This window comes from Nitrospirota bacterium, assembly GCA_016195565.1.
In the GTDB taxonomy this organism is placed as follows: domain Bacteria; phylum Nitrospirota; class Thermodesulfovibrionia; order Thermodesulfovibrionales; family UBA1546; genus UBA1546.
The window spans coordinates 1-12,408 of sequence record JACPZK010000018.1; the positions used below are offsets into that span (position 1 = coordinate 1).

Genomic DNA, 12,408 nt, shown 5'->3' on the forward strand with positions numbered 1-12,408 from the left:
CTGCTACTGACGCCTCATTCCTCAAGCCTGCCAATACCATTTTCTGCTTCTCTTCTGCGCTCCATTTCTTTCTTGCCATCTGCTTCCTCCTTCCGGAGGACTAACTTACCAGTTGTTCCTAATTTCGTCAAACCCTACATCAGGTCTTTCTTCTTGCATCCCTCTTTTTTCTCCCATCAATCATATCTATCCCTCTAAAAATTAACTAATAATAATACGTTATCGCTATGAAAAACAAGAATTATCTGTGTGCTTTGTTATTGAAACAAGGGGAGCGACTTCGCCGCGACCAAAAAGTCTATTTCAAAGGTTCAATCTTTCTGGGGATTTGATAGCTGCGTATCTCAGGCATGTGTCAGTTGGGCGGTGATTTTGGTTCCGGTTAATTCGGCATAAAGAGAATCCGGGCATAAATCAATGCCGCCCGGCCATGCCACTGTATGACTCACAGGATCGATGAAAGCAGCTTCAAAAACTGCGCGGTCTTTCCAAACTGAAAAAACACCCTTACCGGCAACATCGGACAAATCAACAACACCTTCAACATTATCCGAAAATTTTATCCAAATCCGGAATCCTTCAAGCGTCCTAACATCTGTTATCTTATGCATAAAACACCTCCGGCATAACTACATTTTATCATATCCTGTTTTATAATTTTTAACAAACTTTCATATTTCCAAAAACCACTGTCACCCTTTCCAATTCCTATATCAACACCAGTTCTTCTGAATATTTCCTGAATAATTCAAGGCCCTTTTTATGCTCGTCTCCGAAGTCATAGGAAATCTGCTTCCAGTAAGATATAAGTTCGCTCTCTGTCAGGATACCTTTAAGCGGTGATTCCGAGGCAATCATCTTGAAGTTTTCCAATGCGCGTTTCTTTGACCTGTTTAAATCGCTCTTGAATCTCTTCAGGAGTTCAGCCTTTTCTTTGCAGCAGTCTTTCTTGTAAATCCAAAGCGCATAAGTAAAAGGCAGTCCTGTGTGCTTTTGCCATAGCTCCCCGAGGTCATAAATATAAAAAAGTCGGGAGTTTTTATTTTCACTTTTCACTTTTAACTTTGAATTTTGAATTTTGAATTTCTTAACTGCTTTAAGCGCATCGTCGCCGATTAGAAGATACGCCTCTGCTGCAGAGGGCAGCGAATTTAGATGAATATCCGCAGTCTTTAAATCGCATTTCACTTTATAAAATCTTTCAAAAATAATTCTCAGCAGGGCAACAGACGTCTCAGACTGAGACGATGTCAGAACCGGCAATCCGTTTAATTCCTCTATTGGTTTTCTGCTGAGAAGGATGATGCTTCCGACAGGGCCCATTGAACTTATTGAGTGGTTCTCTATAATTGCATACTCATCGTTGTATTTCAAATATTCTATGGATGATGAAGGACTGACATCAACCTCTCCAGTACGGAGCATATGGTTGAGGGCAGAAGGCACACCCTCTATAAATTCATATTCCGAACAATCGCATTCCCTCTCAAGGATATAAAATATCGGGAATAAATTTGCATAAGGAATTTTGCCTATCCTGAGTTTTTTATCCGCCATGTATTTGCCAAAACATGCTATAGGGTATCAGTTTCCATATCTATAATGTCATTCCGCACTTGATGCGGAATCCAGCACCATTCTACTTTCTGGATTCCTGCTTTCGCAGGAATGACAAAGAAAAACATGTCATCATTTTTACCCCAAAACAAAACTTTGATAAATTCTTTTATTAAAGATACTTTCTGATAATTTCCATGTTCAGATTTTTTAAGACTGTTTTCTCAAACGCCTCATCCGACATATCATCAAGGTAAGGGAAAATACCGATAAGCGGGACAGGACTCAACCGTTCTATAACCTGAGGGTTCGTCTTTTCTGCCATGCTGCCTTCGGACTGATAGGGATAATTAATAATTATACCCGCGACCTTAAGTCCTTCTTTCAGCGCATAATTCACTGTAAGCAATGTATGGTTTATTGTTCCGAGTCCCGGCCTTGCAACAACAACCAGCGGAAGCCCCATTTCTCTGGCAAGGTCCAGAACAAAGTAATCTTTGCTTATAGGCACTAATAATCCTCCAACCCCTTCGACAATAATTGCCTGATACGTCCTTCCAAGCTTATCAAACGCTCCTCGTATCCTGTTAAGATCAACTGTTGTTCCTTCCATTTCAGCAGAAACCATCGGCGCCAACCCATGTTCAAAACAGCAGGGGGTTATATGGCTTACTGTCTCGTCCATATGTGCAATTTCTTTCAGGAACATGCCGTCAGAAGGCACCATTACGTTTCCTTCTCTGGTACAGCCTGTTTCAACGGGCTTCATACCGCACGCCTTCACCCCAAGAAGACCAGCAGCTTTTATCAGCGCTGCTGCAACTACGGTTTTTCCAACGCCTGTGTCAGTCCCTGTTACAAAAAAACCCTTCATACAATCCTGCTATCAAGACAAAAAACCTGTCCTGTTATATTATCCGTCGTCAAGAGATAAACAATAAACCCTGCCGTATCCTTCGGACCGGATAATTTCCCTGTAATGCTCTCCATCTTTGCCGTCGTCATTGCCTTCTCAGATGCCTTTCCCATTTCAGTCTGCATATATCCCGGAAGCAGCGCATTAACTCTGATATTGTATTCAGCAAGCTCTTTCGCCGCAGTATAAGTCAGGCCGAGAACCCCTGCCTTTGATGCGCTGTATGCCACCTGCCCCTCTCTTCCTTTAAGCCCTGAATACGAGGAGATATTTATAATATGGCCGCCTCCTGATTTTATCATAAAATGAGAGAATACCCTGATAGTATTGCAGCATCCTTTAAGATTTACCCTCAGAACCTCGTCCCATTCTTCCTCTTTCAGTTTAATCATCAAATTGTCTTTTGTTATCCCGGCGTTATTTACAAGGACATCCACCCTTCCCCATTTCTCGTAAACCGCCTCTGCCATTTTTTCAACATGCTTTATGTCACCGACATCAGCTTTTATTAATAGCGTATCCGAGGCAATCTCATCAGCCACTTTAGCCGCCTCTTTCTCTGATGAAAGATAATTCACGGCGACATTGTAGCCGCTTTTCCCGAGCGTAATGGCAATCTCTTTTCCAAGCCCTCTTGATGAGCCTGTGACTACTGCAACACGCAATATTATTCCTCCAATCTCAGGATTTTAGCATATCACAAAAACTTGCAGATTATAGGGAAATAATGTAACTTTAAGCAGTAATATCAAAAGGAGAATTTATTATGAAAACCCTGTGGGCGCCGTGGAGAATGGAATACATACTCGGACAAAAAGAGCCTGAGTGCATATTCTGTTCTTATCCTAAGAAAAACAAGGACAGGGAAAGCCTTATCCTCTACCGCAGTTCCCATAACTTTGTGATGATGAATAAATACCCTTACAACAACGGGCATATTATGGTCGTTCCCTACATCCACACTTCAACACTGGACGGATTTGCTGACGAAGTCCTGCTGGACTTCATGAAGGTCACACAGCATTCCCTTAAATGTCTCAAGGAAGCATTCAGGCCTGAAGGGTTTAATATAGGGATTAATATCGGCGCTGTTGCAGGAGCGGGAATGGAAGAGCATGTCCATCTTCACATGGTGCCGCGATGGGCCGGTGATACGAGCTTTATGTCAGTGCTCGGTGAGATACGCGTAGTCCCCGAACACATAATGGAGACTTACGACAAACTGTATCCGGTATTTAATAAATAGATTATTTCTCTTTCTTCTTTGCCTCGTCCCAGAGCTTATCCATCTCCTCAAGCGTCATATCAGAGAGGTTTCTCTTCTTATCTGCTGCCTTCATCTCTATATAGCGGAATCTTGAGATGAACTTGCTTATGGTCTTTCTCAGAGCGTCCTCAGGGTTGACGCCCACAAACCTTGAAATATTCACAAGCATAAAGAATATGTCTCCAAGCTCATCCTCTATCTCCGGTTGTTTTTTATTCTTAAGCGCTTTTCTAAATTCTTTTAATTCTTCATTCATCTTTTTAAAGACATCCTCTGTCTTTTCCCAGTCAAACCCTACTCTTGCAGCTTTTTTCTGAAGCTTGTGCGCCCTCAGAAGTGACGGCAGCGCCTTCGGCACTCCTTCAAGAATAGATTCTTTATGTTTTCCCTCTCTCTTCTTTTCTTCATCCCACCGCTTTCTAAGCTCTTCCTTATTTTTATATTTCGCCTTTCCAAATACATGAGGATGGCGCCTTAACATTTTCCAGCTTATCTTTTCTATAACATCATCGAGATCAAATTCATTCCTTTCCTTTGCAAGCTGGCAGTGAAAGACTATCTGAAACAGGAGATCTCCAAGTTCTTCCTTTATTTTCTCACTATCTCCTTCATCCAGAGCCTCAAGGACTTCATAAGTTTCCTCAAGAAGAAAGGGCTTAAGAGAATCCCTCGTCTGCTCCTTATCCCACGGACACCCCTTATCCCCGCGGAGAGCGGACATTATATCAACGAGCTTTTTAAGATTCGTCATCTCACTATGATAGCAGATTAATTAAATACCTTTCAGAAGGCTGTGTTTGAATTGAGACAATCCATGCCATCGAACCCTTTGAGCGGCATCAGAGAATTTTTGGTAACAAATCTCGGCGAAGTGGAAGATAAGCAATTTCAACTGTCTGAGTTCCCCGACTATTTCGGGGAACGAGTTTTGAAATTGCCTGTAACAAGCCATAGATTTGTCAAAAAGTCTCTGCAAAAAGCGAAAAGGTGTTCGTTGGCAGTGTAGGAGCTCTTCCCGAAAGACAGGCGCAGCCTTCTCAACAAAACTCATTGACATTAAGACGCTGCGGATTTATTCTTAATAAAGAGGAGGGCAGAGAAATGAAACACATACATAAATACACATCAGTTTCCCATCCCGGCCTTACATCCGAAGCAATGTCTCTTGGCATCAAAGCGGCAGAAATCAGAAAATGCGAATCCTGTCAGAAAGAAATGACGTTTATCCAGACAAAAAAGGATAAATGGATTCCGCTGTTTAAAGATGAAGCTGCTGACGAACAGAATATACTCTTAGCGTAAGACACGGCTTCAGTGCACCGAACACGAAAAACATGGGTCATACGCCCGCACGAGCATCTCGCACATGAGAATCAGTTCCTCTTCCGGCTTATCTATATTTTCAGTCACAAGCTTTTTGAGAGACTCTTCAAGATTAAGAAAGTTGTGCGCTGTCGGCGTTACGATATTTGCCTTTGTTATTACTCCTCTCCCGTCTATCTCGTAATAGTGATAAAGCATCCCGCGCGGCGCCTCTGTCAAAGCAGAGCCGGCGCCTTCCCTAACCTTAAAATCAGCAAAATAATTTTTTACTGATTTTAACGAAAGCCCTCTGAGAAGTATGGCGCACTCCTGTAAAGCATGGACTATCTCAACGGCCTGTGCAAGATTATTAAGGAAAGGGTTGCCGCCTCCTGTAAAACCAAGGTCCTCCGAAGCCTTTTTTGCATCAGGCAAGAGATTATCAAATCCGAGATTAATTCTTGAAAGCGCTCCTGCCATAAGAGAGCCTCTATCCTTTAGAATTGTCCTCTTTGCATTTGAGTAAGGAACTTCGTCCTCAATAAAATAAGATGCGTATTCATGCTCTTTGATATTTAGTCCCTTTGTTGATGAAATCATGCCTCCGTTTATCGCATATTCACCTTTACCTTTCAGCGCCACGAACTCCGCATGATTTTCCAGAGCAGGGCATTTAAGTTCTGATGCCATCTTTAATGTTTCAAGAGCATCCCCATGCAGAGATTCAAGCTCCCATGCAGCTTTCTCTGTATCAGCTTTTGACGGAACCTTTGTAAACCCGCCGACAACCATTGAAACAGGATGCAATGCCCTGCCGCCGAAAAGGGCGGTAATGCTGTTTGCCGCTTCCTTTAATCTCAGGAATCTCTTAATATCTTTCTCAAAATGCGGCAGCATCTCCACTACGGAATTAAGCCTGAAAAAATCCGGAAGCGCAAGGATATAAAGGTGCGCAAGATGGCTTGAGAGAATCTGGCTCAAGGCAAGTATCTTTCGTATTCTTTTAACTTCAGGAGAAGGCGTCAAACCGAACGCATTTTCCATTGCCCTTATCGCTGTCGTCATGTGGGATACAGGACATATCCCGCATATCCTTGCAACTATGTCCGGAACCTCGTCAAATTTCCTTCCCACAAGAAAACCCTCAAAGAAACGCGGAGGCTCCCAGATATTAAGCCTGAGTTCTTTGAGTTTTCCTTCCTCTATCTCAAGCTTTACAGAGCTCTCACCCTCAACGCGGGCTATGTAATTTATATCAATCTTCATACACCATCTCAACTGCTTTTCTGAACTCAATTGTATCAGCGCCAAACTCTGTAAACTTCCTTATGATGTCATCCCGCGATATTCCCATTGCCTTGAATTTTTTCGCAAGCCCAGGGGCATTCGCCTGCTTCATGGGCCCGAAGCATGAATAACACGCCCTGTTCATTGAAGGACAGAGCGCGCCGCAGCCTGCATTTGTCACAGGCCCCATACACGGCATATCATCTGCAATTAAAACGCATATATTGCCTTTCAGCTTGCACTCAATGCAAACGCTGTACTGAGGGAAATCAGGCTTCCTTCCTGTCAGAACAGATGTCAGAGCCTCGTATAAATCCCTCTCAACTGGAGGGCATCCGCGTATATAACCATCCACTTTCACATACGCATCAACTGCATGGGGTTTGATTGAATGTATTGAAGAGAGATTTTTATAAACTCTCTTCTCGACCTCCAGTTCCGGCGATGTTGCCTTTATAGCCGGAATGCCGCCAATTACCGCGCATGAGCCTATCGCAAAAAGCTTTTTGCTATGCTCTCTTATCATCTTCAGCTCATCAACCTGCCATGCCTCTGTTATTGTGCCTTCAACAAGGGCTATGTCAAACGGCCCTTCAGGTATGCCTTTCCGTGAAAGCAGTTTTATAAATACAAAATCAAAACTCGCAAGCACTTCAGGAACATGTTTCTGCACATAGGCAAAAAAATAAGAACAGCCCATGCAGCATGAATACTTAAAGAATCCAAGCCTGAGTTTATTCATAACTTACAGCACCCCGTCCGGCAGCCCGCGCACTTCTTTATATGAAAATACAGGGCCGTCCTTGCACACAAATAAACCCGAATGCTGGCAGTGCCCGCACTGGGCAATACCGCACTTCATCCTTCTTTCAAGCGATACATAAAGCGATGACTGTGACATGCCATGCATCATAAGCCCCCTGCATATAAAACGCATCATTATCTCAGGCCCGCAGACAAAAGCAATGACCCTTTCAGGCTTTATCTTTACCCTGTCAAGCAAATCAGTAACAAGTCCGACATTAATCCCCCCTGACCACTCTTTAGTAAAGGGGGGATGGGGGGATTTAGAGACATCAGAGACCTCGTCCACGGTTATATAGAGTGAAATATCTTTCTCCCAGATTTTGAACTCATCCATAAAAAGCATATTTTTTTCATTTCTTGCGCCATATATAAGGCTCACATCTCCGAATGATTCTCTGCTGTTTAAGATTAAATGAATAACAGGCCTGAGCGGTGCAAGCCCCAAACCTCCTGCAATGATGAGAACATCCCTCTTCTCTGCCTTCTTAACAGGCCAGCCCCTGCCATAGGGCCCCCTGAAGAAAAGCTCATCCCCCTTTTTAAAATCCTTCAAAAAATCCGTCACTCTTCCTACGGACTTTATCGTGTGTTTAAAAGAGCCGTCTCGCAGAGTCGAGTCTCCGACCTGCATAATTGCGCTCAGGGAAATAGGCGCCTCGCCGACACCCGGGTAACCTATCATATTAAACTGACCCGGTTCTGCGACAAATGAAAACTCTGTTGAGAGTGTGTATGTCTTAACTCCCTCTGCCTCCGGCCTTATATCCTTAATTATTGCTTTTATTGGTGTTAGCGGGTTTTTCAACTTTTAACCTTTAACTTTTAACTTTGAATTTTTGTATCTCTTTTGTTATCTCTGTAAGGTCAATCCCTGTCGGACACCATGTTATGCATCTGCCGCACCCGACAGTTCCCAAAACTCCGTACTGATTTGTCTGTCCTAACTTATGAGTAACAAACTGTCTGAGCCTTGCAGCCCTCCTCTGCCTGAAATTGCCTCCATGGACTTCCGCAAATTTCATATCCTGACATGCATCAAAACACCTGTATCTTGTTACAGTCTTAAGATCCATGCTCATCTCATCTCTCAGGTCATAACAGAAACATGTCGGGCATACCATGACACAGTTTGCGCATGAGAGACATTTCTCTTCCGCTGTCTGCTGCCAGATATGGTGCTCCATGTTCTCCGCAAAAATATTGTCAAGCCCTGAAACATTTATATTTTTTTTAAATTTACCATGCATTGATTTTTCCTTTTCTGCTTTAAACCTCATCTCATCCTGTCCTGCGCCTCTGCCTTCAAGCCCGAATAATTCCTCTGCTTCTCTGCTTTTTATCTCTACGAGATATTCGCTTTCAAAATTCGTTAGGAGCATGTCATAGCCTCCTGCTGCGTGAAGAAAAGGCCCGGCGCCGACCGATGAGCAGAAGCAGTTCTCTGAGACGCGTGCGCAGTTCAACGAGATGATTAGAGTATTTTTCCGCCTTGCTTCATAGTGCGGGTCTTTAAATGTACGAAGAAAGGTCCTGTCAAGGTAGAGTATTGCATTCACATCGCAGGGATGCACTCCTGTAATTATCTGCTTTTCTGCAATTGGAGCAATTTCATCTATTGTTATCTTCCCATTCATAGCAAATCTGAAAAGCTCTTCATTCGGTTTATAGAGAAAAAGTTTTCCGGGAGAGAGCATGGTGGTTTCATATTCCATAAAAAGCTCTTTCGAAGAATCCACTTCTTTGAAAACAGCATGCCTGCCTGTTTTTGTAGGCCCTATGAGCTTGTAATCTTTCTTCAAAGAATCAAGCCACAGGAGAAAAGCCTTTTTGGGAATCAGACGTTTAAATTTTTGGAAAGTGCGTTCCCCAGTCATACCATTTCCAGACATCCCTTGTCAGGTCTTTATATTCGGTTTTTATATGCTCAAACAGGCGTGCATTTTCTATTGCAATAGCGCCCTGACAGGCAAGGGCAGAAAGAAAATCTATCTCTGATTCGCTGAAGGTATAAGGGATAGATGTATATACCCTGAGGACTCCTATTGCTTTCCCCCTGACAGTAAGGGGCAGAGAAAGAAGCGACATTATGCCTTCACTTATTATCTCATCCGGATACTGAAGCCTTTTGTCTTTCCTGATGTCAGGCGCTGATACAACCTTACATCTCAGGCACTCTCTGTCTATGGGGCTCTTCGCAACTTCAACCGGCCCTTTTCCCAGATATGCCCTGCTCAAGCCGTAAGCTGCCTTGACCTCAAGCGTCCCTTTTTCCTCGTCAAGAAGCCTGATTGATGAAGCCCTCAGCCTTAACGTCTTTGCGGCATTTTCCACTATCATCTGGAGAACTTTATCGAGTGAAAGGGTTGAACTTATGGACTGGGATATTTTTATCAAGGCGCGCATTTCATCCCATATCCTTGCCCTGTCTGCAAGTATGCCTCCCAGAAATGCAAGCGCCCTGAGCCTCTCTATCTCTCCGGCGGTAAAATCATGAGGCGCTGCTGTATAGACCCTGACAACGCCTATAGCCCTCTTATCCGCCATAAGCGGAACGCTGAGCACTGATTTGATGCCCTCTCTCTTAGCCTCCTCAAGATACAGGACATGCGGCTCTTTCAATATGTTCTTAGTCTTTACAGTCTTTCCTTTAAGAACCTTCTGATCCACAGGATGTTTTTTCAGAACAACAGGGCCTTTTTTCAGATATTTCTTGCTCAGGCCGTATGCAGCCACAATCTCAAGGGTCTGATTCTTTTCATCAAGCAGCCTGATTGTTGAGCCTTTAACATCCATAATCTCTGTGATATTTTTTGCGAGGATGTTCAGTGTGGTATCGAGGTTGCGCGCCTTAGCCAGTTCACCGCAGAGAGCGCACATATCGTCTTGATGTCTCTTCATAAGACAACCCTATCAAACAGAAAAAGGGTTGTCAAGCAGCAGCAAATATATATAACGTCCCGAGAATCTCATTTAAAAAAGTTACCTAATTACTGAGCATGAACAGCTGTCCCTTTTTTTATTTCTTTAATTATAAAGTTTTGTGTTTATCCGTCTTGCCAAATATATACCTATAGCCGCACCAAAAAATAAACCGCTGACATAGCCAATGAAAGCTCCCAATGTACTCCAGCGTGTTGCCCCAAAAAGCTTTTCGATCAAAAGACCGCTCCCCCAAAACAAGGAAAATGCGCATAGGGAAGCCAGTACAGACGAGAATACGAAATAAGCCGCAAAGTGTCTTGATTTTTTAAAAAGTAGTGCGATAATGCCCAATGCAATACCTAACGCTACCAACAAAAAGAGTGCACCGATCATCGGAAACATTTTTTATTTTTCCTCATTTAACATGTTTTCACTTGCAGCCACAGTTATTTGCAGGCTCTGTCCACTGGAATGTTTGTGTAATACTTCTCATTGCTCCAGTGTTGCTTGTTCTATTTGGAACCGCATGCAAAAAGAATGAATAAGTGCCGGCTACGTTTGTGATAGTGAATGTGACTGTACTATTGCCGTTATTAATAATGCTTGCACCAGCAAATCCTCCAACCTGAGCCGATGTGCTTGATAAATCAGCCGTGAGTGGGTTCACTGTTGTGTCCCAATATGCTTCAACGGTGCCATATTTACCTTTACCTAAACTCTTGCAGCCGCCCTTCTTAAATTCATAGCGTAAATTTTGTACCCCTATGGAATTTTGCATCTCCTGCGTTTCAACAGTGTTAGGACCATAGAACCTGTTGTTACTGCCTTGACCAAGTGTCCAATCCCAGAAGAAGTTCCAATTGCTTTTCCAAGTAAGCCCTAAAGGGTCTTTACGGTTCACCGGATTATTACCGACATACGTATAGAGATTCACATCCCCGCCCTCGAACCCAATAGGATCTTCGCTAAGGAATCTTCCGCTTTCGGGATCATACCAACGAGCTTCTGAAATACCGGCATATAAGAACAGTGATAAAATCGCAACGAGAACAAGAACTGAATTCTTCATTGTTTCCCCCCTTTGCTTGTCATCGCGTCTTCTTTTGCTTTCTTTTTCATCATTTTTATATACTCCTCAGCAGGAGGTCTCACTAATCCAAGCTCTTTTGCCTTTTTCTTATAAGACAAACCCTTTATCCAGTATTCTTCCGCGTCCACTTCCGCGTCTATCCCAGTAAGGTTTCTACTATAAATCAAATACGCCCGCCCAAGAGAGTCATTAATCTCAGCAGAATTGGGGCTCATTTTAACACACTTTTCAAGAAACCTGACAGCTCTTTTGATATCACCTTGCATGCCCAAAGAAACAGCAACGCCTGCAATTAAGTCGGCAAGCAATTCACGATGAGTCATAGTCTTAAGATAAGTCCCACTTTTAATGCCTCTTTCTGATATTTGAAACTCCCTAATATAGTCCTTGTCAGATGAATACCCGCCACCGCCGGTTACTTCGATATTCTGTTCCCCGAAATTCGGATCGACATACCTCAAAAAAAGATGATCGGGTGCGCCCACCGCATAGACGGGGTAACCGAGTCGTTGAGCAATCGCAAGATAAAGAAGCGGCATAGAAACACAATTACCTTTTTTCCTGTCAAGAATACCATTTATGTAACGATTCTTTAGATTTCTGCCGTAAGGATCTGAAAAATCGTATTTTATTCCAGCAATCTTAAAGAAAAAAGTATTTAATGCTCTAATCCTATAATCTGGGTCTTTACTGCCCTTTGTGAGAATCCTGGCACCATTTGCCATCTCATCAATTTTTGCAGAATACGCTTTGATATCAATATCTGGATATATTTCTTTAGCAAGAATAAGGCCTGCAATACCGATATCGATTTTTTCTTCTGGCAGATTAAAGAGAGATTCTACAGAATAATTCTTATCAGCAGCAAAAGAGTAGGCATACGCAAACAATATCTGGATAATTGAGTAAATTATTAATACCCATTTCATGAGGTATGCCTCCTCCGAAAACTGAAATAAATATATCTTTAGTCTGGGGTTAATGTCAAGGGGTCGCGATTATATCTTCGCATCTTATAACTTCTATGTAAATATGGGGCAACCCTAAATTGTATTTCATCCTTTACCACTTTGTTAGACTTCTTCTTTCAAAACTTAAGCATTATCCCGCCTTCTCAAGAATCTGTCCTGCTCGACTTTTTCGGAACAACTATTTCGAGTTTAAAGTTAGTCCCACCAGATTTTCAAGTTTATAATAATTAGCCGGGATATCATATCCCAGCGCCTCATGCGGCCTATAGGTATTGTATTTTATCCTGTA

Annotated in this window: 15 protein-coding genes; 2 read left to right on the plus strand and 13 right to left on the minus strand. The window is 42.8% G+C overall.

The annotated features are described in order from the left end of the window. Positions 1-344: 344 nt before the first annotated feature. From HY035_06450 to HY035_06465, 4 genes are all read right to left on the minus strand, one after another. Positions 345-611 (minus strand): DUF2442 domain-containing protein, encoded by a 267-nt coding sequence (locus HY035_06450; GenBank protein ID MBI3378021.1) that lies wholly within the window; start codon positions 609-611, stop codon positions 345-347. Between the two features lie 97 nt (positions 612-708). After that, positions 709-1,557 carry a menaquinone biosynthesis protein gene (locus HY035_06455; protein MBI3378022.1) on the minus strand — a complete coding sequence of 283 codons (849 nt, stop codon included), beginning with the start codon at positions 1,555-1,557 and terminating at the stop codon, positions 709-711. A gap of 172 nt (positions 1,558-1,729) precedes the next feature. Next, positions 1,730-2,431 (minus strand): dethiobiotin synthase, encoded by a 702-nt coding sequence (gene bioD, locus HY035_06460; GenBank protein ID MBI3378023.1) that lies wholly within the window; start codon positions 2,429-2,431, stop codon positions 1,730-1,732. Next, positions 2,428-3,138: an SDR family NAD(P)-dependent oxidoreductase gene (locus HY035_06465; protein MBI3378024.1), complete on the minus strand. Its 711-nt coding sequence runs from the start codon at positions 3,136-3,138 to the stop codon at positions 2,428-2,430. Before HY035_06465 ends, bioD begins: the two co-directional genes overlap by 4 nt. Before the next feature lie 101 nt (positions 3,139-3,239). Between HY035_06465 and HY035_06470 the strand changes: the two genes are divergently transcribed. Continuing rightward, the gene (locus tag HY035_06470) at positions 3,240-3,719 is read left to right on the plus strand and encodes an HIT domain-containing protein (GenBank protein ID MBI3378025.1); all 480 of its coding nucleotides are present in this window, start codon (positions 3,240-3,242) and stop codon (positions 3,717-3,719) included. Between the two features lies 1 nt (position 3,720). Here HY035_06470 and mazG read toward each other — a convergent pair whose 3' ends face one another. Next, positions 3,721-4,491, minus strand: coding sequence for a nucleoside triphosphate pyrophosphohydrolase (gene mazG, locus HY035_06475; GenBank protein ID MBI3378026.1), 771 nt, complete (start codon positions 4,489-4,491; stop codon positions 3,721-3,723). A 350-nt stretch (positions 4,492-4,841) separates the two neighbouring features. Here mazG and HY035_06480 point away from each other — a divergent pair, with 350 nt between their 5' ends. Then, positions 4,842-5,042, plus strand: coding sequence for a hypothetical protein (locus tag HY035_06480; protein MBI3378027.1), 201 nt, complete (start codon positions 4,842-4,844; stop codon positions 5,040-5,042). Between the two features lie 9 nt (positions 5,043-5,051). On the opposite strand, the gene HY035_06485 is transcribed toward HY035_06480, so the two are convergent. From HY035_06485 to HY035_06520, 8 genes are all read right to left on the minus strand, one after another. Further along, the gene (locus HY035_06485; protein ID MBI3378028.1) at positions 5,052-6,308 is read right to left on the minus strand and encodes a Ni/Fe hydrogenase subunit alpha; all 1,257 of its coding nucleotides are present in this window, start codon (positions 6,306-6,308) and stop codon (positions 5,052-5,054) included. Next, entirely contained in the window at positions 6,298-7,071 is a 774-nt protein-coding gene (locus tag HY035_06490; protein MBI3378029.1) for an oxidoreductase, read from the minus strand. Before HY035_06490 ends, HY035_06485 begins: the two co-directional genes overlap by 11 nt. Positions 7,072-7,074: 3 nt before the next feature. Further along, on the minus strand, positions 7,075-7,941 hold the full coding sequence (locus HY035_06495) for an FAD/NAD(P)-binding protein (GenBank protein MBI3378030.1): 867 nt from the start codon (positions 7,939-7,941) through the stop codon (positions 7,075-7,077). 10 nt (positions 7,942-7,951) lie between these two features. Further along, positions 7,952-9,010: a 4Fe-4S dicluster domain-containing protein gene (locus HY035_06500; protein MBI3378031.1), complete on the minus strand. Its 1,059-nt coding sequence runs from the start codon at positions 9,008-9,010 to the stop codon at positions 7,952-7,954. After that, on the minus strand, positions 8,979-10,034 hold the full coding sequence (locus HY035_06505; GenBank protein MBI3378032.1) for a GAF domain-containing protein: 1,056 nt from the start codon (positions 10,032-10,034) through the stop codon (positions 8,979-8,981). Before HY035_06505 ends, HY035_06500 begins: the two co-directional genes overlap by 32 nt. A 126-nt stretch (positions 10,035-10,160) precedes the next feature. Then, complete coding sequence (locus HY035_06510; GenBank protein ID MBI3378033.1) at positions 10,161-10,460, minus strand: hypothetical protein; 300 nt, start codon at positions 10,458-10,460, stop codon at positions 10,161-10,163. Between the two features lie 28 nt (positions 10,461-10,488). Beyond that, on the minus strand, positions 10,489-11,127 hold the full coding sequence (locus HY035_06515) for an RHS repeat-associated core domain-containing protein (GenBank protein ID MBI3378034.1): 639 nt from the start codon (positions 11,125-11,127) through the stop codon (positions 10,489-10,491). Next, a complete protein-coding gene (locus tag HY035_06520) occupies positions 11,124-12,077 on the minus strand; it encodes a hypothetical protein (GenBank protein MBI3378035.1) in 954 nt (317 codons plus the stop codon). Before HY035_06520 ends, HY035_06515 begins: the two co-directional genes overlap by 4 nt. Between the last annotated feature and the right edge of the window lie 331 nt (positions 12,078-12,408).

Excerpts from the sequence above, each read along its gene's own strand:
- HY035_06450 (MBI3378021.1), bottom strand. The coding sequence starts at position 611 with ATGCATAAGATAACAGATGTTAGGACGCTTGAAGGATTCCGGATTTGG.
- HY035_06455 (MBI3378022.1), bottom strand. The coding sequence starts at position 1,557 with ATGGCGGATAAAAAACTCAGGATAGGCAAAATTCCTTATGCAAATTTA.
- bioD (MBI3378023.1), bottom strand. The coding sequence starts at position 2,431 with ATGAAGGGTTTTTTTGTAACAGGGACTGACACAGGCGTTGGAAAAACC.
- HY035_06470 (MBI3378025.1), top strand. The coding sequence starts at position 3,240 with ATGAAAACCCTGTGGGCGCCGTGGAGAATGGAATACATACTCGGACAA.
- mazG (MBI3378026.1), bottom strand. The coding sequence starts at position 4,491 with ATGACGAATCTTAAAAAGCTCGTTGATATAATGTCCGCTCTCCGCGGG.
- HY035_06480 (MBI3378027.1), top strand. The coding sequence starts at position 4,842 with ATGAAACACATACATAAATACACATCAGTTTCCCATCCCGGCCTTACA.
- HY035_06485 (MBI3378028.1), bottom strand. The coding sequence starts at position 6,308 with ATGAAGATTGATATAAATTACATAGCCCGCGTTGAGGGTGAGAGCTCT.
- HY035_06490 (MBI3378029.1), bottom strand. The coding sequence starts at position 7,071 with ATGAATAAACTCAGGCTTGGATTCTTTAAGTATTCATGCTGCATGGGC.
- HY035_06500 (MBI3378031.1), bottom strand. The coding sequence starts at position 9,010 with ATGACTGGGGAACGCACTTTCCAAAAATTTAAACGTCTGATTCCCAAA.
- HY035_06505 (MBI3378032.1), bottom strand. The coding sequence starts at position 10,034 with ATGAAGAGACATCAAGACGATATGTGCGCTCTCTGCGGTGAACTGGCT.
- HY035_06510 (MBI3378033.1), bottom strand. The coding sequence starts at position 10,460 with ATGTTTCCGATGATCGGTGCACTCTTTTTGTTGGTAGCGTTAGGTATT.
- HY035_06515 (MBI3378034.1), bottom strand. The coding sequence starts at position 11,127 with ATGAAGAATTCAGTTCTTGTTCTCGTTGCGATTTTATCACTGTTCTTA.
- HY035_06520 (MBI3378035.1), bottom strand. The coding sequence starts at position 12,077 with ATGAAATGGGTATTAATAATTTACTCAATTATCCAGATATTGTTTGCG.